A 19,608-nucleotide genomic window follows, 5' to 3' on the forward strand; every position below is an offset into this window, starting at 1 on the left:
GCCTAGACCGCCTGCGGGATCTGCACCTGCGGGCCGAAATGGATCGCGAGCCACACCGTCGGCGTATCCGTTCGCTCGACACGATGGCGGCGATGCGGTTCGATCAAGACGGAATCGCCTGCACTCAACCGCCGCGGCACCGGCTCATCGACGAAGCGCAGGTCCGCCGAGCCGGCAAGGACCGCGACCCATTCTGCGTGCGGCTGATCGTAATGAAACCCCCGCGGACTCGCTTGTCCGCACGAGACGATGCGCTCGACGCGCAGGCCCGGCACCGCGACGAGCACCGTGACGACCTCATCCGGCGAATCGACCGGTACGTCCTTGAACAGGTTTACGAGATTCGTCGGATCGATGGCGGCCTCCTGTCGGGCGCGACCTTCAGGCGTCCACGGACGCTGCCCCCGACGCGCGCGCCTGCGCCAGCCGCGATGCGGACTTCACCAGGGCCAGGACGTCGCGGCGCATCTGATCGTCCGTGATCTGGTTATAGGCGCGCAGAAGTTCGAGCGCGCCGGTGAGGCGAAGGAGGGCCGGCCCGTTCTCCGTGCCGGTCTCCGGCTCGGGTTCGAAGAAGCTGGAGACCGGCACCCCAAGCCGTTCGGCGATCGCCTGCAGGCGCCCGGCGCCGACGCGATTCTTGCCGGTCTCGTACTTCTGCACCTGCTGGAAGCTCACGCCGAGCGCGCTGGCGAGGGCGGACTGGCTCAGCCCGTTGGCGGCACGCAGGAACGCGATGCGGCTGCCGACCCCGTGATCGATCGCTGTGGTCTGCTTCGGCTTGGGGGTTGGATTGGCCATGGAAAGTCGTCCGACAGTCATCTCAGTAGTTTGCCCAGCCTGGCCGCCGCGTCGGCCGCGAAACGCCACCCGCGGGCTCGATCACGCACAGTCAAGCTTTCGGCGCGCCGTGGTTGATGCCACAGTCGATGACTGCGCGCAATAAATGGTTACGTTCGAAAGTTTGCGATCATCAGCACAGCCTCGCTGTGCGTCGGGGAACGTTCCGGAATTTACTCGCACAACAGCAAACAATCAGCAGGAAAATGTAAAACGAAATCCGGAGATCTGCGATCGAAGACTCGAATTAACTGTCGGAATATGTGGCCCTTGGCCGAGGTGCGCGGCCCGGCCTCTCCGGCCCCGGGGCGCGATCCAGACCGCGTCCCGCACGGGTCGCTCAGGCGGCGGGTCCCAGCCAGTCCGTGACGATGGCGAGCTGGGCTTCGTCGAGCAGCGCCGGGGCGTGACCGCATTCGGGGATCTCGACGCGCCGCGTCGGCGGGCCCCGCCGGGTCATCTCGTCGGCGGTCGAGGACAGGAGCAGGTCCGAATGCGCGCCGCGCAGCAGGAGGACCGGGCAGGTGATCGCATCCCAGTCCCGCCACATGCTGACGCTGTAGACCCGGCCGGGTCGGAAGGCGTCACCGATGCCGGGATCGTAGTGCGGGCGCCAGCCACCGTTCGGCTCGCGGAAGAAGCTGTGCTTGGCGATGTGACGCCACTGCTCGTCGGTGAGGGGCCCGAACGGGGCCAGCACGGTCCGCAGGCGCGACTCGCCCGATGCGAGGTTGTGGTGCAGCCGCGGTGCGTCGCGCAGGCGCGAGCCGATATGGCGGATCGGGGCCCAGGGCAGGAACGGGCCGATGTCGTTGATCACCATGCGGCGGATCGGCGTGTTCGCCGAGGCGGCCAGAACCATGCCGGTCAGCCCGCCGAGGGATGTGCCGACCCAGTCGATCTTGCCGGCGAGGCGCAGGTGCGCGATCAGCGCCGCCATGTCGGCCGCGTATTGGGGCAAACCGTAGAGTTCCGGATCCTTGAGCCAGCCGCTCAGGCCGCGCCCGGCCAGGTCCGGGCAGACGACCCGGTATCCCATCTTGGCGAGGCGATAACCCAGCGCATCGAAATCGCGACCCTGGCGGCTCAGGCCGTGGACGCAGACGACCACGTGCGGGCTCTCCGGGTCGCCCCACTCGACGTAGGCGATGCGGTGGAAATCGTGCGGGGCGTAGGCCCAGAAGTGGCCGGTCCGGAACGGCACGTCGGCCTCGCTGAGGTCGTCGAGCCGCGGCATCGCCGCATCCGCCGCCGCGACCTGCCCCGCCGAGGGGGCGCTCACGGTTTCTCGTTGCGGGCGGCGGCCTCGCGGGCGAGCCGGCTGGTGGTCTGGTGGAGATCGACCATCTGTTCGGTGAGCCGGCGCGACTGCTCCTGAAGGAAGGCAAGGTTCAGCGTCGCGGCTTCCCGGGCGTCGGTCGCCTTCGCGACACGTTCCGCGAAATCCAGGTTGGCGCGGATGTTGGTGTCTGCGGCGATCAGCACCCGGTGGCCGATCTCGCGCATCGCCGCCATGGCGTGGGAGGCGTTGTCCTCGAAGGCGTTGTAGAGCCGGGCGCCGGCAGCGTCCCACTGCTCGCGCATCCGGCGGGCACCGGCCACGTTGCTGTCGGTCAGCTGGTGCGCGGTCTCGCGGCTGGAGCCCATCACCGAACGCCAGCCCTCGAAGGTCTGCGCCATCGAGGTCTCGAAGGCGTTGAGCGCCATCTCGCCGGCCTCGGCGAAGCGCTCGTAGGCATCCCGTGCCCGGGCCACGCCGCTTTCCGCCGCGGCACGCCCGGCCTGGGTCGAGACCGCCGGCAGGTTGTCGTTTCCCACTGTCGTCCCCCGCATCTCGTCCGTCGCGGCGCCTTGCCCGGCGCCGTGGTCCACAGATGGCCTTCCGCCAGGGCGATCCTGCCGTCAACTCTGCGTCGTGACAGAAACCGGTCCCGGTGAGGCGCCCGGCAGCGGCGGCGATTGACAGCCGGGGCCGCGGCGAAATCTCTGTCCCGCGGAGCGAACGCCACGCCCGCCGCCCGCTCAGAAGGCTGCACGATGACGGAGACCCTTCAGACGCCCGATCCTCCGGACGGGACCGCCCGGCATCGATTCGAGGCCGGACTCCACCGGAGGCTCGCCAATTACGTGCCCCTGACGCCGGCGAGCCTGCTGGCCCGGGCCGCCGCCGCGGTCGGCGCGCGGGTCGCGGTGATCGACGGCGACCGGCATCTCACCTACGCGGACCTTTACGCAAGGTGTCGCCGCCTCGCCTCGGCGCTGGCGGCCCGCGGGATCGAAACCCTCGACACGGTCGCCATCCTCGCCCCGAACGTGCCCGAGATGATCGAGGCGCATTTCGGCGTGCCGATGCTGGGCGCCGTGCTCAATCCGCTGAACACCCGCCTCGATCCGGCGACCATCGCCTTCTCGCTGGCCCATGGCGGCGCCCGGGTACTGATCGTCGAGGCCGAATGCGCGCCGCTGGCGGCGCAGGCCCTCGCCGACCTTGCGCAGCCGATCCTGGTGGTGGCGATCGGCGAGACCGGCATCCCCGGCGCGGTTTCCTACGAGGCCCTGCTCGATTCCGGCGACCCGGACTATGCCTGGGCCGGCCCGGCGGACGAGTGGCAGTCGCTCTGCCTGCTCTACACCTCCGGCACGACCGGCGATCCCAAGGGCGCGGTCTACAGCCATCGCGGCGCCTATCTCCAGGCGCTCGGCAACGCGGTGACCTTCGGGCTGACGGCCGAGAGCGTGTATCTCTGGACGCTGCCGATGTTCCATTGCAGCGGCTGGTCCTATCCCTGGGCGAGCGTCGCGGCCTGCGCGACCCAGGTCTGCCTGCGCAAGGTCGAGCCGGCCGCGATCTTCCGGCTGATCGCCGCGCACGGCGTCACGCATCTCTGCGGCGCCCCGATCGTGCTCTCGATGATCGCCCACGCGCCCGCCGCCGATCGGGTCGCCTTCCCGCAGCGGGTGCGCTGCGCGGTCGGCGGGGCGGCGCCGTCCTCGACGATCATCCGCACGATGGAGGAGCTGGGCTTTCAGGTGACGCATCTCTACGGCGCCACCGAGAGCTACGGCCCGGCGACGGTCTGCCTGGCGCAGCCGGACTGGGCTGCGCTGACCGATGCGGACCGCTACGCCCGCATGGCCCGGCAAGGCGTGCCGCTGGCGACCCTCGAAGCGGTGTCGGTGGTCGATCCGGCGACCGACGCGCCTGTGGCCCGGGACGGCACGGCGGTCGGCGAGATTCTCCTGCGCGGCAACACGGTGATGAAGGGCTACCTGGGCAATCCCGATGCCACCGACCGGGCGCTCTCCGGCGGCTGGTACCGGACCGGCGACCTCGCCGTCTGGCACCCGGACGGCTCCGTCGAGATCAAGGATCGCTCGAAAGACATCATCATCTCGGGCGGCGAGAATATTTCCAGCCTGGAGGTGGAGGAGGTGCTGATGCGCCACCCCGCCGTGATGCTGGCCGCCGTGGTGGCGCGGCCGGACTCGACCTGGGGTGAGAGTCCGTGCGCCTTCCTGGAGGTCAAGCCCGGGGCCGACGCGCCGAGCGATCAGGACGTGATCGCCTTCTGCCGCGCGCACATGGCCCGGTTCAAGGTGCCGAAGATGGTCGTGTTCGGCCCCCTGCCGAAGACCTCGACGGGCAAGATCCAGAAGTTCGTGCTGCGCGATCAGGCGCGAGACCTGCCATCGTCCTGAGCTGCGGCGGAGGGCGCGGCCGGCTTCCAGATCTGCGCAGCGACGTCTGCGGCCGCGCTCAGGGCGGCGTGCAGGTCGGGATCGGCGTCCCGTGCGCCGGAGCGGATCGCTTCCACGAGATCCGCGGCGGACTGGCCGGCGAGGACGCGCTCGGTCGTCCCGCGCTGTCGATCGCCCTCGGCGATCTCGCGGGCCGCGATCCCGATCGCGTTGGCCACCATCAGCGCGACGTAGCGCGGGCGGCCGGTGAGGCCGGGAACCACCTCCTCGGTCAGCGCCCGGCGGGCCGCGTCGAGGAGGTCGGCGCCGGATGGCTCGTCCCGCATGCTCAGCTCCAGGCTCCGGGGGCGGTCGCCCGCAGGATGGTCCGTTCCAGATCGGGCACCATCCGGCCGGTCAGCGCCAGCTCCAGCGAGAACTCGCGGCCGGAGACGTGGCGGGCGCCCTGCTCCAGGGCGATCACCGCCCAGCGGACATGCGCCATCACCTCCCAGTAGGCGACGCGCTCCGGATCGACGGCGCGCCCGCCGGCCTCGGTGTAGCCGCGGTAGAAGGCGGCGCGGGACCCGATGCCGCCGGCCTCCAGATCGGTTCGGCCGAACCGCCAGCAGGCGGCGCAGAACCAGCCGAGATCCTGCGCGGGGTCACCCCAGCCGGCGAATTCCCAATCGAGCACCGCGGTGAGGCCGGTGCCGTCGACCATGTAGTTCCCGGTGCGGAAATCCCGATGGACGAGGGTCGGAACCGGGCAGTCGGGGGCGCGAACCTCGCCCCAGCGCAGGCCCCACTCGATCGCCGGTCGCCGCGCCCCGATCCCGTCGAGGCACGCGCGCAGCCGGGCGATCTCGGCGCGGGCGGGATCCGGTTCGGGCGCGCCCAGAAAGGCCAGGGCGGCGGGCACCGGCTCCCGAACGTCGAGAGTCCGGTGGATTCGCGCGAGCTCGCGTCCCAGGTCCGCCGTCAGGAGCTCCCGGTCGCCGCCAAGGCCGAGGTCCTTGGCGATGCGCGGCCCAAGGCCCACGCCCTCGACCAGACCCATCAGCGCGAAGGGCGCGCCGGCGACCGCCGGATCCGCGCAGAAGCCGACCGGTTCGGGCACCCGCACACCCGCGCGCCAGACCGCTTCGAGGATTCGGAACTCCTCCGCCCGCGAACGGCTCGACGCGATGGTGGCGGCGGCGTCCATTCGCAGGACGAAGGCGCGCACCTCGTTTCCAAGACGGCAGCGGACCAGCCGGTTTTCCTGGATCGAACCGCCCCCGAGCGGGCGAACCTCCGCGATGGAGAGGTCCGGACAGTCGAGATGACTGGCCAGCCACGCGCGCAGCCGTTCCTGATCCATCCGCTACAGGCCCGACACCAAGTGGCCGCCATCGACCGCGACGACGCTGCCGGTCATGTACGCCCCGGCATCGGAGGCGAGCAGCAGCAGCGGGCCGTCGAGTTCCGCCGCCTCGCCGAGTCGCCGCTGCGGCACGCGCTTGATCAGGGCCTTCCCGGCCTCGGATTCGAAGAAGGCGTCGTTGAGCTCGGTCTTGATGTAGCCGGGCGCCAGGGCGTTCACCCGGATCCTGTGGCGGGCCCATTCCAGCGCCAGGCTCTTGGTGAGCTGCACGACACCCGCCTTCGAGGCCGCGTAGGGCGCGAGCCCCCCGGTGACGCGCAGCCCCAGGATCGACGCAATGTTGACGATGCTGCCGCCGGTCCCGTGCCGGACCATGCGCTGTCCCGCGGCCTGCGCGACCAGCCAGACGCCCTTCAGGTTCGTGTCGAGTACCCCGTCCCAGTCCGCCTCCGTGAGGTCGAGGGCGGGCTTGGTGGCGGTGACGCCGGCATTGTTGACGAGCACCTGGACGGGACCGAAGCGCGTCTCGGCGGCGTCGAGCGCCCGCTCGATGCTGGCCGCATCGGTCACGTCCATGACCACCGCGTGGGCCTGCCCGCCTGCCTCGGCGATGCGGGCGACGGTCTCGGCGAGGGCGTCCGCCCGGCGCGCGCAGAGGGACAGGCGCGCCCCCGCCCGGGCCAAGGTTCCGGCGAAGTGGCGGCCGAGGCCGCTGGAGGCGCCGGTGACCAGAACGTGCCGGCCGGAAAGGTCGAAGAGATCGGCCATCTCAGTGCAGCCGCTCGACCGCCATGGCGATACCCTGGCCGCCGCCGATGCACATGGTCACCAGCCCGTAGCGGCCGCCGGTCCGGGCCAGTTCGTAGAGCGCCTTGACGGTGATGATCGCGCCGGTGGCGCCGATCGGGTGGCCGAGCGCGATGGCGCCGCCATTGGGGTTGACCCTGTCGGGATCGAGGTCGAGTTCGCGCGACACCGCGCAGGCCTGCGCCGCGAAGGCCTCGTTGGACTCGATGACGTCGAAATCCGCCGCCCGCAGGCCCGTCCGCTCCAGAAGGTGCTGCACCGCCGGGACAGGGCCCATCCCCATCTCGGAGGGATCCACGCCGGCATGGGCGTAGCCGACGATCCGGGCGAGCGGCGTGCGGCCGTCGCGCTCGGCCCGGCTCGCGCTCGACAGCACGAGGGCGGCGGCGCCGTCGTTGAGGCCCGAGGCGTTGCCGGCCGTCACGCTGCCGGTCCTGGAGAAGGCCGGGCGCAGCTTGCCGAGGTCCTCGGCGCTCGTGGCCTTCGGGTGCTCGTCGGTGTCGAACGCCACCGTCTCGCGCTTGCGTTGCACGTCGATCGGCAGGATCTGGTCGCGGAACCGGCCCTCGCGGATGGCCCGGGCGGCCCGCGCCTGGCTCTCGGCGGCGAAGGCATCCTGCTGGTCGCGGGAGATGCCGTAGCGCTCCGCCACGTTCTCCGCGGTGACGCCCATGTGGCCGTTGCCGAACGGGTCGCTCAGCGCGCCGAGCATGTAGTCGACCAGCACGGCATCGCCCATGCGCTGGCCGTTGCGCCCGACCTTCAGGAGGTGCGGCGCGCGGCTCATGCTCTCGGCGCCCCCTGCGACGGCCGTCTCGGCATCGCCGAGCAGGATCGACTGGGCGGCCGAGACGATGGCCTGCAGGCCGCTGCCGCAGAGGCGGTTGACCGTCATGGCCGGCACCTCCTTGGGTATGCCGCCCTCCATGGCGGCGACGCGGGCGATGTAGGCGTCCCGAGGCTCGGTGGGGATCACGCTGCCGAGGACCACGTGGCCGATCGCCTCCGGAGCCGTTCCGGCACGGCGCAGAGCCTCCGCCACGCACCTGGCCGCCAGCTCCGAGGGCGGGATCGCCGCCAGCGCGCCGCCGAAAGTGCCGATCGCGCTCCGCACCGCGCCGGTGATGACGACATCGGTCATGCTCGGAACTCCTCGCTCACGCGCCCACCGGCCACGACCAGAAGGCGTCGCCTTCGGCCTCCAGGTTGCGGTTGAGCACCATCTTGTGGACCTCGTCGGCCCCGTCCACCAGCCGGGCCTGCCGGGCGTACCGGTAGATCCATTCCAGCGGCGTGTCGGTGGAGTAGCCGCGGGCGCCGTTGATCTGGATCGCCACGTCGGCCGCAGCGTGCAGGAGGTTGGCCACGTGCACCTTCGCCATCGAGACCTCCTTGCGGGCGAAGCTGCCCTGGTCCAGCGCCCAGGCGGCCTTCATCACCAGCAGGCGGCCGATCTCGATCCGCATGGCGAGGTCGCCCAGCATGAGCTGGATGCTCTCGCGGTCGGCCAGCCGGATCCCGAAGCCGTGCCGCTCCGCCGCGTAGGCGCGGGCGATCTCGACGCAGCGCTTCGACAGGCCGAGCCAGCGCATGCAATGGGTCAGACGGGCCGGGCCGAGGCGGATCTGCGTCAGCTTGAGCCCGTCGCCCTCGTTCATCAGGACGTTCTCGGCCGGGATCTCCAGGCCGTCGAACAGCAGCTCGCAATGGCCGCCGTGCTCCTCCGGCCCCATGATCGGGATTCGGCGGAGGATCTCCCAGCCGGGCTGGTCCCTGTGGAACAGGAAGGCGGTCAGCCCCTTGCGGGCGTCGTCGGAGGTCCGCGCCATCAGGATGAAGTGGGCGGCCTCCTCGGCGCCGGTGATGTACCACTTGCGGCCGGTGACCACGTAGGTGTCGCCGCGCCGCTCGGCCCGGGTCTGGATCATGCCGGGGTCGGAGCCGCCGCCGGGATGAGGCTCGGTCATGGCGAAGGCCGAGCGCACCCGGCCGTCCACGATCGGCGCGAGCCAGCGCTCCTTCTGGGCGGGGGTCGCAACCTTCTCCAGCACCATCATGTTGCCGTCGTCCGGCGCGGCGGAGTTGAACACGACGGGCCCGAAGATCGAGCGGTTCATCGCCTCGTAGCAGACCGCCATGCCGACCTTGTCGAGCCCGGCCCCGCCGGTCTCGGGCCTGAGCTGGAGGCACCACAGGCCCTCCTCCCGCGCGAGGCCGCGCAACCGCGCGAGTTCGGGCAGGCCGATGTTGCCGTGGCCGTCATAGGCGGAGGGGTCCGCCTCCAGCGGCAGGATGTGCGCGTCCACGAAGGCCGCGATGCGGGCGCGGTACTCCTCGACGCGGGGCGAGATGGTGAAATCCATGGATCGCGGCCTCTGGCGGGTGCCTGTGCACGGTGAGGTCTATCGACGGCCGAACAGTCTCTCAATGTCGGAGAGTTTCAGTTCGATCGATGTGGGACGACCGTGATTGCACTGCCCGGAATTGGGCGTCGCCTCCATCTCGCGCAGGAGGGCATTCATCTCCTCGGGCCTCAGGCGGCGTCCGGCGCGGATCGAGCCGTGACAGCTCATCCGCGACAGGACCGCGTCGAGGCGCCGGCCCAGGGGACCGCCCTCCGTCGCGGCGGCACCCCCCTCCTCGTCGCCGCTCGCCGCCAGGGCGTCGAGGATGTCGGTGACGAGGTCGCGCACCGACGCCCCGATCAGCGCCGCCGGTATCTCCCGCACCAGCACGGCGCCGGGGCCGAACGCCTCGATCGCGAGACCGAGCCGGTCGAGCTCCGGCGCGGCGGCGACCAGGCGGTCGGCCTCCTCAGGGCTCATCTCGACCACGTCGGGGATGAGCAGGCCCTGCCGGGCGATCCCGCCCGCCGAACGTTCGGCCTTCATCCGCTCGTAGACGAGGCGTTCGTGGGCGGCGTGCTGGTCCACGATCACGAGGCCATCCCGGGTCTGGGCCAGGATGTAGGTCTCGTGGATCTGGGCGCGGGCCGCCCCGAGGGCGTGGTCGACGGCCTCGTCGGAGGCCGGGACCGGACGGCTGTCGGCCTGCGGCGGGGCGATCGGCGCCGGGACGGCGCGCGGGGGCTCGAACAGGGCCTGGGCGGTCTCGCCGAAACCCGGTGCGGGATCCGCGGCAAGGGCCGCCGCGGGCCGCCACGTGTCCGGCTGCCGGTATCCCGACGGCGCCGCCACGGAGGGCGTTCCGGCGGCGAAGGCAGGCGGACGCGAGGGCCGGAACAGGCTCGGCATCGCGGCGCCGGTATGGGTCGCCAGGGCCGGCGCCGCCGGACGCAGGGCCTCGAGGGTCCGCGCCGCGCCGGTCGTGGCCGAGCGGGCGCCGCCGCGATTCAGGGCGTCGTGGATCGCGCTCACGATCAGCGCGCGCACAAGCCCGGGCTCGCGGAACCGCACCTCGGTCTTCGCGGGATGCACGTTGACGTCCACGCGATCTGGATCGCAGGCGATGGCGAGCCCGAGCACAGGATGTCGGTCCGAGGCCAGGGTGTCGGCGTAGGCCCCGCGCACCGCCCCGAGGAGCAGCCGGTCGCGGACCGGCCGGCCGTTGACAACGAGGTGGATGTAGCCGGCGGCACCGCGGTGATACGTCGGCAGGCCGACATGACCGGTCACCGAGAAGCCCTCGCGGACGAGGGAGACCGGCAGGGCGTTCGCGGCGAAATCCGGCCCCAGCACCGCGGTCAGGCGGCGCAGCTCGGCGTCGGCACCGGTCTCGGCCGGCAGGATCAGGGGCTGGCCGGCATCGGCCCGCAGGGTGAAGCGGATGCCCGGCTGCGCCACGGCGAGGCGGCGCAGGGTCTCGGCGATGGCGGCATTCTCGGCCCGGTCCGATTTCAGGAACTTCAGCCGTGCCGGCGTCGCGGCGAACAGCTCGGTCACCTCGATCCGGGTGCCGCGCTGGGCCGGGGCAGGACGGACGGCGCCCTTCGATCCGGAATCGACCGTCAGGCTGGCACCGGCCTCGGCGTCGTGTGTGCGGGTAACCAGGGTAAGGCGCGACACGGCCCCGATCGACGGCAGGGCCTCGCCGCGGAAGCCCAGCGTCGCGATCGCCGAGAGGTCGCCACCGGGGAGCTTCGAGGTCGCGTGACGCTCGACCGCGAGTTCGAGGTCCTCCGGCGCCATGCCGCGACCGTCGTCGACCACCCGGATCAGGCGGCGGCCGCCGGCCTCCACGGTGACCTCGACCGTGCGGGCGCCGGCATCGATCGCGTTCTCCACGAGTTCCTTCACCGCCGAGGCGGGCCGCTCCACGACCTCTCCGGCCGCGATGCGGTCGACGAGGATGGGATCGAGGCGGCGGACGTGCGGCGCTGTCAGGGACACGGACATCGGCCGCGACGATAGCGGCTGCGGCGCGCCGTTCCAATCGCTGCGGGTGACTCGGGCAGGGCCGAGAGGCCGGTTTAACGTGTTGCACCATCTGCAGGTACGGATGGAGCGTCGAACAACCGCGCCGTCATTCCGGAACGCCGCAGGCGAGCCCGGAATCCAGAACCGTCGACCGAGCCGTTTCGAGTTCGCGGCGCGGGTCTAGATTCCGGGCCCTACTCCGCAGTCCCGGAATGACTGGGTACAAGCCCGCCCCGCCTCGAACGGGCTTCGACCGGAGTTTCTATTCCTGGTGATCCGTGGAGCGCTCAGGCGCGCCTTGCGGAGCCGCCGAGGGAGATCCGGCTCGCGCTGCCGCGGGTGCCGTGGCTGGGCGACGCGTAGGGGCGGCGCGACAGGTCGTAGAGGACGTTGCCGACGAGACCCGCGGCCCGGCGCAGGGTCGCGCCCTCGCACGTGGCGGCCACGCGGATCCCGATTTCGTGGGTGTGGCTGCGGCCGTAGAGCCAGACGGCGAGCCGCGCCCGCGTCGCCTCCGGGATGCCGTCCAGCAGGTAGGCGGCGCCGTCGGGATCGGACCGCATCAGCCGGCCTACCGTCTCCGGCGGCACCGGGCAGTCGAGGGCGGGATCGTCGATGCTGAGCGCGCGAGCCTTCGTCATGGAGGCACCTGACCGTTCTGAAATCCCAGGTTGAACGGCCTTGGTTAACGAACGGTGACCGGGCGCGCGGCCCGGCCGAGAAGGCCGCCTCAGAGGGGCTTGCGGATCAGCCGGGCGATCAGGCCGACGATGCCCTCGCGGAACAGCAGCACGCAGAGCACGAAGACGCAGCCCTGGATGATCGTCACCCAGGCGCCGAACTGCGCGAGATACGTCTCCATCGTGACGATCACCAGCGCGCCGACGATCGGTCCGAACACCGTGCCCATGCCGCCGACGAGGGTCATCAGCACCACCTCGCCCGACATCGACCAGTGCACGTCGGTGAGCGAGGCCAGCTGGAACACGATCGCCTTCGTCGAGCCGGCGAGCCCCGCGAGCGTCGCCGAGAGGACGAAGACCGCGAGCTTGTACTGGCTCGCCCGGTAGCCCAGCGAGATCGCCCTCGGTTCGTTGTCGCGGATCGCCTTCAGCACCTGCCCGAAGGGCGAGTGGATGATCCGGTAGATGAGCAGCATCCCGGCCATGAAGATGACCGCCACGACGGCGTACATGGCCCGGTCGTCGGCGAGGCTGATCGTGCCGAACAGCGCGCCGCGCGGCACCGCCTGGATGCCGTCCTCGCCGCCGGTGAACTTCGCCTGGAGGGAGAAGAAGAACACCATCTGGGCCAGCGCCAGGGTGATCATCGAGAAGTAGATGCCCTGGCGTCTGATCGCCAGCGCGCCGAAGACGAGCCCCAGCAGGGCCGCCGTCACCGTGCCGGTGAGGATCGCCAGTTCAGGCGTGAAGCCGAGGCTTTTCGCCGTGTAGGCGCAGAGATAGCTCGCCATGCCGAAATAGGCGGCGTGGCCGAAGGAGAGCAGGCCGCCGTAGCCGAGAAGCAGGTTGAAGGCGAGCGCGAACAGCGCGAAGCACAGCACCTTCATCAGGTAGACGGGATACAGGACGAGGGGCGCCACGATCAGCAGGACGGCGATGCCGACGAAGATCAGGCGGTGGAGCGCCTTGTCGTCCCGGGTCGTCGGCAGCGCGGCGGCGATCGGGGCGGCGTCGAGGGCGGCGGTGTCGGCCATGGGGTGTGCCTCAGTTCGCGGTCAGGCCGTGCGCCCGAACAGGCCGGCGGGTTTGACGAGCAGCACCAGCACCATGATCACGAAGATCACGGTGGCCGACGCCTCCGGATAGAACACCTTGGTCAGACCCTCGACGAGGCCGAGGGTGAAGCCCGTGATCACCGAGCCGATGATCGAGCCCATGCCGCCGATCACCACCACGGCGAAGACCACGATGATGATGTCGGCACCCATGTTTGGGTTCACCGAGTAGATCGGCGCGGCCAGCACGCCGGCGAAGCCCGCCAGCGCGACCCCGAAGCCGTAGGTCAGCGTCAGGAACAGCGGCACGTTCACCCCGAAGGCCTGGACGAGCGTCGGGTTCTCGGTGGCCGCCCGGAGATAGGCGCCGAGCTTGGTCTTCTCGATCACAAGCCAGGTGGCGATGCAGACGGTGAGCGAGGCCACCACCACCCAGGCCCGGTAGTTCGGCAGGAACATGAACGGCAGGCGCTGGCCGCCGGACAGCTCGGCCGGGATCGCGTAGGGCAGGCCCGAGACGCCGTACTGGTTGCGGAACAGGCCCTGGATGATCAGGGCCAGTCCGAAGGTCAGCAGCAGGCCGTAGAGGTGGTCGAGCTTGTAGAGCCGGGCGATCAGAACCCGTTCGAGCAGGATGCCGAAGGCACCGACCACGAGGGGCGCCAGTCCCAGGGCCCACCAGTAGCCGAGGCCCACGTAGGTGAGCAGCATCCAGGCCACGAACGCGCCCATCATGTAGAGCGCGCCGTGGGCGAAGTTGATGATGTTCAGGAGCCCGAAGATGATGGCGAGCCCCAGCGACAGGATCGCGTAGAACGAGCCGTTGATCAGGCCGAGCAGCAATTGCCCGAACAGGGCCTGCGTCGGCACACCGAAGATCGTCGTCATGGGCTCCCCTCCGTGCCGCGACCGGCGCTCAACCCTTCACGAGGGGGCAGTTGCCTTCGTTGAGCGGGCGGAAGACCTGATCGCCGGGGATGGTCTCGAGCTTCTTGTAGAGGTCCCACTCGCCCTTCGACTCGGCGGGCTTCTTGACCTCGAACAGGTACATGTCGTGGATCTTGCGCCCGTCGGCGCGGATCACGCCCTTGCCGAACAGCGGGTCGTCGGTCGGCATCGCCTTCATCTTGGCGACCGTGGCGGCGCCGTCGGCGGTCGACTTCAGCTCGGCCACCGCCTTCAGATAGTGGAGCACGTCCGAGTAGACGCCGGCATGGTTGGCGGTCGGCTTCGAACCGCCCTTCATCTGCTTGGCGAACCGGTCCGAGAAGGCGCGCGTCTGGTCGTTCAGGTCCCAGTAGAACGGCTCGGTGAGGACCAGACCCTGCGCGACCTTGGTGCCCAGCGAGTGCACGTCCGAGGAGAAGACCAGGAGGCCGGCGAGCGCCTGCCCGCCCTCGGTGATGCCGAACTCGCCGGCCTGCTTGATCGAGTTGATCGTGTCGGTGCCGGCGTTGGCGAGGCCGATCACCTTCGCGCCCGACCCCTGCGCCTGCAGCAGGAAGGATGAGAAGTCCGAGGTCGGGAACGGCGTCTTGACCGAGCCCACGACCTTGCCGCCGTTCTTGGTGATCACCGCGGTGGTGTCGCGCTGAAGCGTTTGGCCGAACACGTAGTCGGCGGTAAGGAAGAACCACGTGTTGCCGCCGCGCTTCACCATGGCGCCGCCGGTGCCGTTGGCGAGCGCCACCGTGTCGTAGACCCAGTGGATCGTGTTCGGCGTGCATTGCGGGCCGGTGAGGTCGGCGGTGCCGGCGCCGGTGTCGATGAAGACCTTGTTCTTCTCCTTGGTGACCTGGCTGATCGCCAGCGCCACCGAGGAGGTCACGCCGTCCGTGATCATGTCGACGGCGTCGCGGTCGTACCATTGCCGGGCGATGGCGGCGCCGACGTCGGGCTTGTTCTGGTGATCGGCGGAGACGATCTCGACCTTCAGGCCGTGCTGCTCCGGCTTGAAATCCTCGATCGCGAGCTTCGCGGCCACCACCGAGCCCTCGCCGCTGATGTCGGAATAGGCGCCCGAGCGGTCGCCGAGGATACCGATCTTCACGTTGGTCTGCGCGGCCGCGGTGCCCATCATCAGGGCTCCGGCGATGGCTGCGAGGGTCGCGGGCCGGGCGATACGTCCGAACATCTTCGTTTCCATCCTCCAACGGCACGGTGGATTTGCACCGGCCAAGTATCGGGGCACCGTTTGCTGGCGCGTGTGCGGCTTTTAGCGCTAACCTCAGACGCCGAGATAGGCGTGAAGCTTGTCGATATTGGCGTCAAGCTCGGCATTGGGGATCATGTCGACAACCCGGCCCTGCTCGATCACGAAGTGCCTGTCCGCGAGCGTCTGCGCGAAGCGGAAGTTCTGCTCGACCAGCACGATCGTGTAGCCCTGAGCCTTCAATTGCTGGATGGTCCGGCCGATCTGCTGGACGATGACCGGCGCGAGACCTTCCGTCGGCTCGTCGAGCAGGATCAGCTTGGCGCCGGTCCGCAGGATCCGGCCGATCGCCAGCATCTGCTGCTCGCCGCCGGAGAGCTTGGTGCCCTGACTGCCGGCGCGCTCCTTGAGGTTCGGGAAGAGCTGATGGATGTCGGCCACCGACATCCCGCCCGGCTTCACCCGGGGCGGCAGCATCAGGTTCTCGTGGACCGTGAGGCTCGCGAAGATCCCGCGCTCCTCCGGTACGTAGCCGAGCCCCAGGCGGGCGATGTTGCGCGAGGCCATCCTGATCGTCTCGACGCCGTCGTAGACGATTGAGCCGGCCCGCTTGCCGAGGATGCCGATGATCGCCCGGAGCGTCGTGGTCTTGCCGGCGCCGTTGCGGCCGAGCAGTGTGATCACCTCACCGGCGCGCACGTCGATGTCGATGCCGTGGAGGACGTGGCTCTCGCCGTACCAGCCCTCCAGCCCGCGGACGGTGAGGAGGGAACCGGTCGCGGAGGCCGGCGTGACCGTCTTCAGCGCCGCCTCAGGCATGTCCCGCCCCGATGTAAGCTTCGACCACGCGCGGGTCCTTCGAGACGGTGGCGTAATCGCCCTCCGCCAGCACCTGGCCGCGGGCCAGGACGGTGATGCGGTCGGACAGCGACGCCACCACCGAGAGGTTGTGCTCCACCATCAGGATGGTGCGGTCCTTGGAGACGCGGCGGATGAGCTGCGCCGTGCGCTCGACGTCCTCGTGGCCCATGCCGGCCATGGGCTCGTCGAGGAGCAGCATCTCGGGATCGAGGGCCAGCGTCGTGGCGATCTCGAGGGCGCGCTTGCGGCCGTAGGAGAGTTCGACCGCGAGAACGTCGGCGAAGTCGGACAGGCCGACCGCCTCGACCAGCGCCAGCGCCTCGCCGTTGAGCGCCCGCAGGACGCGCTCCGGCCGCCAGAAATCGAAGGAATCGCCGCGCCGCCGCCGCTGGAGCGCGATGCGGACGTTCTCCATCACCGTGAGGTGGGGGAAGACGGCGGAGATCTGGAAGGAGCGAACGAGGCCGAGCCGGGCCACGTCGGCCGCCTTCATGCCGGTGATGTCGCGATCCTTGTAGCGGATCTTGCCCGCGGTCGGGATCAGGAACTTGGTCAGCAGGTTGAAGCAGGTGGTCTTGCCGGCCCCGTTCGGTCCGATCAACGCGTGGATCGTCCCGCGCTCCACCTGCAAGGCCACATCGTTGACGGCCCGGAAACCGCGGAATTCCATCGTCAGGCCATCGGTCGCCAGGATCACGTCCCGAGCCAAGCGCGTCCCTCCCGGACATACATTCTTGCCGGCCATATCGCCGATCCACCTGGGATCCGTCCATCGCAAACGCCCGACGCGATGCGACAATCCCCGGTGACTGATATCTTCCGCCTCCCCGCGGAGGCGCACCGCAACGGCGCTTGACCGCCCGAGGGCAGGCGCTTAACTCAGACAAATTGCCGCCGGGAGCTGTCGCATGGGTGGTCGAGCGGCCTATCTCGCCGTCGACTGGGGCACGACCAACCGGCGCGCCTACGGGGTCGCGGCCGACGGCACCGTTGTGGACAGCCTGCAGGATGATCGCGGCGTCCTGGCTCTGGGTCCCGATGACTACCCCGCCGCGGTGGCAGACCTGCGCCAGCGCCTCGGTGCATACGAGGTCGTCGCCAGCGGGATGATCGGCTCCAGCCGAGGCTGGCGAGAGGTCCCCTACGTCACCGCGCCGGCCACCCTTGAGCACCTGGCGTCGGCCAGCCCGGAGGTTGCGCCCGGATTCCGGATCATCCCGGGTGTCGCGCTGACGGACAGCAAGCGGCCCGATGTCATGCGGGGCGAGGAGATCCAGGTGCTCGGGGCGATCTGCACCGGCGCGGCGCCCCCGACCGCGCTGTTCTGCCAACCCGGCACCCACAACAAGTGGATCGCGACCATCGAGGGCGCGATCGCGACGTTCACGACCGTGATGACGGGCGAGATTTTCGCCCTGCTCCGCGCTCATGGCGTCCTGGCAGGAATGCTCGACACCCGGGTTGCCGACGGCGCCGCGTTCCGCCGCGGGCTCCGCCGCGGGATCGCGTCCCAGAATCTGGCCGCGACTCTGTTCGAGGTCAGGGCCGGGGTGCTCCTCGACCGCCTTGCGCCGGCCGATGCCGCCGCCTACGCCAGCGGCATCCTGATCGGGGCGGACGTGGCCACCCGCGAGGATCTCGCCAGCCGGCCGGTGCATCTGCTGGGCGACGGTCCGCTGGCCATCCTCTACGCCGTCGCGATTGCCGAGGCAGGCGGCACGCCGATCGTCGTGCCGGACGGGTTCACCACGGCCGGGATCCACGCCATCTGGAGCCACCGCGCATGACCATCCTGGATCGATTCGAGGCGGCCTTCGCCGCCTGCCCCCTCGTGGCGATCCTGCGCGGTCTGACGCCGGAGGAAGCGCCGGAGGTGGGCGAGGCCCTGGTTCAGGCCGGGTTCACCCTGGTCGAGGTTCCGTTCAACTCGCCCAATCCCCTGCGCAGCGTCGCGATCCTCGCCGAACGTCTGGCCGGGCGCGCCCTGGTGGGAGCCGGCACGGTGCTGACGACCGCTCAGGTCGAGGCGGTCGCCGCCGCCGGCGGGACGCTCGTGGTTTCACCCAACACCGATGCCGCCGTGATCCGGGCCAGCGTCGGGGCCGGTCTGGTCTCGCTGCCCGGCTACCAGACGCCGACTGAAGCCTTCGCGGCGCTGGCGGCCGGCGCGACCGCGCTGAAGCTTTTTCCCGCCGATGTCGCCTCGCCCGCCGCCCTGAAGGCGCACCGTGCCGTCCTTCCTGCGGGAAGCCGCGTGCTCGCCGTCGGCGGCGTCACGCCGGACGGCATCGCGGCCTGGCGTCAGGCCGGAGCCGACGGCTTCGGACTGGGTTCGAACCTTTACCGCCCCGGGAAGTCGGCGACGGAAGTCGCCCGGGACGCGACCGAATTCGTCGCCGCCCTCCGGCGATCCGCCTAGGGCGCTTTCCTCCGAAGAGGATGCCGCTCCGGCGCAAGAGAACGCATTTCAGCATGACTCGGGAGCCGTGCCCGATCGCGACACGATCAGGCACAGCTTCGAGGCCCGGTTGCATCTGCGACCGGTCTTCAGCCGCAGGTCTTGGACCGGCGATCGCACGGGCCTATCAGGCCGGATCGTTTCGGGCGGCGGGAGCAGAGGCATGGTCGATGAGCGCGCGCAGGCGTCCGGGGACGACGGTCTCGACGGGCTCGAAACGCCGTGCCTGATCCTCGATGCGGACCGTCTCAAGGCCAATGTCGACGGGATGCGCCGACGGCTCGACAAGTTGGGAGTCGCGTTACGACCTCATCTGAAGACTGCGAAATCACTTCCCGTGGCGCGAATGGCCATGTCGCGGCCGGACGGTCCCGCTACGGTCTCGACCTTGCGCGAGGCCGAATATTTCGCCGAAGGCGGCGTCCGGGACATGATCTACGCGGTGGGCATCGCGCCCCAGAAGCTCGATCGGGTCGGGGCCATCCGCAGGCGCTGCACAGCCGATCTGGCAATCGTCCTCGATTCACGCGCGCAGGCCGAAGCGGTCGCGCTCTGGAGCCGCCGCGCGGGCGATGCGCTCCCGGTGCTGATCGAGGTTGATGCCGATGGTCACCGGTCGGGCGTCGACCCGCGGGATGCGGAACAGTTGCGGGCCATCGGCGATGCGCTCGCTGAAGGGGCCGAGCTGCGCGGCGTCCTGCTCCATGCCGGCGACAGTTATGGGCTCAGCGACCCGGTTGCGCTGCGCGCGGCCGCGGAGGCCGAGCGGTCGGCCGCGGTCGCGGCGGCCTCGATCCTCCGGGACGCGGGCCTGCCCTGCCCCACGGTGAGCATCGGCTCGACCCCGACCGCGCGCTACGCCGCCCACCTCGAAGGCATCACCGAGGTGCGGGCTGGGGTGTTCATGATCGGCGATCTTTTCCAAGCCGGGGTCGGCTCCTGTGCGGTGGAGGAGATCGCGCTAACCGTGCTGACAACGGTCATCGGCCATCAGCACCAGAAAGGTTGGATCATCACGGATGCCGGCTGGATGGCCCTGTCACGCGACCGGGGCACGGCCAGACAGGCGATCGATCAGGGGTATGGCATCGTCTGCGATCGTGCCGGGCGTCCCCTTGAGGATCTGATCGTCCGGGACGCCAATCAGGAACACGGCATCCTTGCCCTGCGGGCTGGTGCGTCGGCCGCGCTACCGGATCTTCCGATCGGCACGCGCCTGCGCATCCTGCCGAACCACGCCTGCGCCACCGGGGCGCAGCACGATCGCTATCATGTCGTCGCCGAAGGCCGGCACAAGGGCGAAATTTGGCCGCGCATCAACGGATGGTGACG

Annotated in this window: 20 protein-coding genes; 4 read left to right on the forward strand and 16 right to left on the reverse strand. The window is 70.2% G+C overall.

What is annotated here, in order from left to right; genetic code table 11:
- Window positions 1–2 precede the first annotated feature (2 nt).
- The 4 genes from MMSR116_RS07480 to MMSR116_RS07495 all read right to left on the reverse strand — a co-directional run bounded on the left by MMSR116_RS07480 (window position 3) and on the right by MMSR116_RS07495 (window position 2,712).
- Entirely contained in the window at window positions 3–332 is a 330-nt protein-coding gene (locus tag MMSR116_RS07480) for a cupin domain-containing protein (RefSeq protein WP_244625680.1), read from the reverse strand.
- Window positions 333–381: 49 nt separating this feature from the next.
- On the reverse strand, window positions 382–801 hold the full coding sequence (locus tag MMSR116_RS07485; protein ID WP_010683551.1) for a helix-turn-helix domain-containing protein: 420 nt from the start codon (window positions 799–801) through the stop codon (window positions 382–384).
- A 379-nt stretch (window positions 802–1,180) separates the two neighbouring features.
- A complete protein-coding gene (locus tag MMSR116_RS07490) occupies window positions 1,181–2,122 on the reverse strand; it encodes an alpha/beta fold hydrolase (protein WP_039892907.1) in 942 nt (313 codons plus the stop codon).
- Window positions 2,119–2,712, reverse strand: a complete 594-nt coding sequence (locus MMSR116_RS07495; protein ID WP_010683553.1) for a phasin family protein — start codon at window positions 2,710–2,712, stop codon at window positions 2,119–2,121. The genes MMSR116_RS07490 and MMSR116_RS07495 overlap by 4 nt, the downstream gene beginning before the upstream one ends.
- Window positions 2,713–2,877: 165 nt before the next feature.
- Here MMSR116_RS07495 and MMSR116_RS07500 point away from each other — a divergent pair, with 165 nt between their 5' ends.
- A complete protein-coding gene (locus MMSR116_RS07500) occupies window positions 2,878–4,539 on the forward strand; it encodes an AMP-binding protein (protein ID WP_010683554.1) in 1,662 nt (553 codons plus the stop codon).
- Here the strand turns inward: MMSR116_RS07500 and MMSR116_RS07505 are convergent.
- The 12 genes from MMSR116_RS07505 to MMSR116_RS07560 all read right to left on the reverse strand — a co-directional run bounded on the left by MMSR116_RS07505 (window position 4,512) and on the right by MMSR116_RS07560 (window position 16,527).
- Entirely contained in the window at window positions 4,512–4,865 is a 354-nt protein-coding gene (locus MMSR116_RS07505) for a DUF6285 domain-containing protein (RefSeq protein WP_010683555.1), read from the reverse strand. The two genes, MMSR116_RS07500 and MMSR116_RS07505, sit on opposite strands and share 28 nt — an antisense overlap.
- Before the next feature lie 2 nt (window positions 4,866–4,867).
- Window positions 4,868–5,881 (reverse strand): phosphotransferase family protein, encoded by a 1,014-nt coding sequence (locus MMSR116_RS07510; RefSeq protein WP_010683556.1) that lies wholly within the window; start codon window positions 5,879–5,881, stop codon window positions 4,868–4,870.
- 3 nt (window positions 5,882–5,884) lie between these two features.
- Complete coding sequence (locus MMSR116_RS07515) at window positions 5,885–6,652, reverse strand: SDR family NAD(P)-dependent oxidoreductase (protein WP_010683557.1); 768 nt, start codon at window positions 6,650–6,652, stop codon at window positions 5,885–5,887.
- Window position 6,653: 1 nt separating this feature from the next.
- Window positions 6,654–7,832, reverse strand: a complete 1,179-nt coding sequence (locus MMSR116_RS07520; protein ID WP_010683558.1) for an acetyl-CoA C-acyltransferase family protein — start codon at window positions 7,830–7,832, stop codon at window positions 6,654–6,656.
- A gap of 16 nt (window positions 7,833–7,848) precedes the next feature.
- Complete coding sequence (locus MMSR116_RS07525; protein WP_010683559.1) at window positions 7,849–9,054, reverse strand: acyl-CoA dehydrogenase family protein; 1,206 nt, start codon at window positions 9,052–9,054, stop codon at window positions 7,849–7,851.
- A gap of 39 nt (window positions 9,055–9,093) precedes the next feature.
- Complete coding sequence (gene mutL, locus MMSR116_RS07530; RefSeq protein WP_010683560.1) at window positions 9,094–11,046, reverse strand: DNA mismatch repair endonuclease MutL; 1,953 nt, start codon at window positions 11,044–11,046, stop codon at window positions 9,094–9,096.
- Between the two features lie 308 nt (window positions 11,047–11,354).
- Window positions 11,355–11,708 carry a hypothetical protein gene (locus MMSR116_RS07535; RefSeq protein WP_010683561.1) on the reverse strand — a complete coding sequence of 118 codons (354 nt, stop codon included), beginning with the start codon at window positions 11,706–11,708 and terminating at the stop codon, window positions 11,355–11,357.
- Between the two features lie 89 nt (window positions 11,709–11,797).
- Entirely contained in the window at window positions 11,798–12,784 is a 987-nt protein-coding gene (locus MMSR116_RS07540; protein WP_010683562.1) for a branched-chain amino acid ABC transporter permease, read from the reverse strand.
- 21 nt (window positions 12,785–12,805) lie between these two features.
- Entirely contained in the window at window positions 12,806–13,693 is an 888-nt protein-coding gene (locus MMSR116_RS07545; protein WP_010683563.1) for a branched-chain amino acid ABC transporter permease, read from the reverse strand.
- Window positions 13,694–13,721: 28 nt separating this feature from the next.
- Window positions 13,722–14,939 carry an ABC transporter substrate-binding protein gene (locus MMSR116_RS07550; protein WP_010683564.1) on the reverse strand — a complete coding sequence of 406 codons (1,218 nt, stop codon included), beginning with the start codon at window positions 14,937–14,939 and terminating at the stop codon, window positions 13,722–13,724.
- Window positions 14,940–15,032: 93 nt separating this feature from the next.
- Entirely contained in the window at window positions 15,033–15,776 is a 744-nt protein-coding gene (locus MMSR116_RS07555; RefSeq protein ID WP_010683565.1) for an ABC transporter ATP-binding protein, read from the reverse strand.
- Window positions 15,769–16,527 carry an ABC transporter ATP-binding protein gene (locus MMSR116_RS07560; protein WP_010683566.1) on the reverse strand — a complete coding sequence of 253 codons (759 nt, stop codon included), beginning with the start codon at window positions 16,525–16,527 and terminating at the stop codon, window positions 15,769–15,771. Before MMSR116_RS07560 ends, MMSR116_RS07555 begins: the two co-directional genes overlap by 8 nt.
- Window positions 16,528–16,726: 199 nt before the next feature.
- Between MMSR116_RS07560 and MMSR116_RS07565 the strand changes: the two genes are divergently transcribed.
- The 3 genes from MMSR116_RS07565 (at window position 16,727) to MMSR116_RS07575 (ending at window position 19,606) form a co-directional block, all read left to right on the forward strand.
- Window positions 16,727–17,605, forward strand: a complete 879-nt coding sequence (locus MMSR116_RS07565) for a 2-dehydro-3-deoxygalactonokinase (protein ID WP_010683567.1) — start codon at window positions 16,727–16,729, stop codon at window positions 17,603–17,605.
- Complete coding sequence (locus tag MMSR116_RS07570) at window positions 17,602–18,237, forward strand: 2-dehydro-3-deoxy-6-phosphogalactonate aldolase (protein WP_010683568.1); 636 nt, start codon at window positions 17,602–17,604, stop codon at window positions 18,235–18,237. Before MMSR116_RS07565 ends, MMSR116_RS07570 begins: the two co-directional genes overlap by 4 nt.
- A gap of 202 nt (window positions 18,238–18,439) precedes the next feature.
- Window positions 18,440–19,606: an alanine racemase gene (locus MMSR116_RS07575; protein ID WP_010683569.1), complete on the forward strand. Its 1,167-nt coding sequence runs from the start codon at window positions 18,440–18,442 to the stop codon at window positions 19,604–19,606.
- Window positions 19,607–19,608 lie beyond the last annotated feature (2 nt).

It is taken from the genome of Methylobacterium mesophilicum SR1.6/6, from assembly GCF_000364445.2.
In the GTDB taxonomy this organism is placed as follows: Bacteria; Pseudomonadota; Alphaproteobacteria; order Rhizobiales; family Beijerinckiaceae; genus Methylobacterium; species Methylobacterium mesophilicum_A.

Coding starts and splice junctions, on each gene's coding strand:
- MMSR116_RS07485 (WP_010683551.1), bottom strand. CDS start 801: ATGGCCAATCCAACCCCCAAGCCGAAGCAGACCACAGCGATCGATCAC.
- MMSR116_RS07500 (WP_010683554.1), top strand. CDS start 2,878: ATGACGGAGACCCTTCAGACGCCCGATCCTCCGGACGGGACCGCCCGG.
- MMSR116_RS07505 (WP_010683555.1), bottom strand. CDS start 4,865: ATGCGGGACGAGCCATCCGGCGCCGACCTCCTCGACGCGGCCCGCCGG.
- MMSR116_RS07510 (WP_010683556.1), bottom strand. CDS start 5,881: ATGGATCAGGAACGGCTGCGCGCGTGGCTGGCCAGTCATCTCGACTGT.
- MMSR116_RS07515 (WP_010683557.1), bottom strand. CDS start 6,652: ATGGCCGATCTCTTCGACCTTTCCGGCCGGCACGTTCTGGTCACCGGC.
- MMSR116_RS07520 (WP_010683558.1), bottom strand. CDS start 7,832: ATGACCGATGTCGTCATCACCGGCGCGGTGCGGAGCGCGATCGGCACT.
- MMSR116_RS07525 (WP_010683559.1), bottom strand. CDS start 9,054: ATGGATTTCACCATCTCGCCCCGCGTCGAGGAGTACCGCGCCCGCATC.
- mutL (WP_010683560.1), bottom strand. CDS start 11,046: ATGTCCGTGTCCCTGACAGCGCCGCACGTCCGCCGCCTCGATCCCATC.
- MMSR116_RS07535 (WP_010683561.1), bottom strand. CDS start 11,708: ATGACGAAGGCTCGCGCGCTCAGCATCGACGATCCCGCCCTCGACTGC.
- MMSR116_RS07540 (WP_010683562.1), bottom strand. CDS start 12,784: ATGGCCGACACCGCCGCCCTCGACGCCGCCCCGATCGCCGCCGCGCTG.
- MMSR116_RS07545 (WP_010683563.1), bottom strand. CDS start 13,693: ATGACGACGATCTTCGGTGTGCCGACGCAGGCCCTGTTCGGGCAATTG.
- MMSR116_RS07550 (WP_010683564.1), bottom strand. CDS start 14,939: ATGTTCGGACGTATCGCCCGGCCCGCGACCCTCGCAGCCATCGCCGGA.
- MMSR116_RS07555 (WP_010683565.1), bottom strand. CDS start 15,776: ATGCCTGAGGCGGCGCTGAAGACGGTCACGCCGGCCTCCGCGACCGGT.
- MMSR116_RS07565 (WP_010683567.1), top strand. CDS start 16,727: ATGGGTGGTCGAGCGGCCTATCTCGCCGTCGACTGGGGCACGACCAAC.
- MMSR116_RS07570 (WP_010683568.1), top strand. CDS start 17,602: ATGACCATCCTGGATCGATTCGAGGCGGCCTTCGCCGCCTGCCCCCTC.
- MMSR116_RS07575 (WP_010683569.1), top strand. CDS start 18,440: ATGGTCGATGAGCGCGCGCAGGCGTCCGGGGACGACGGTCTCGACGGG.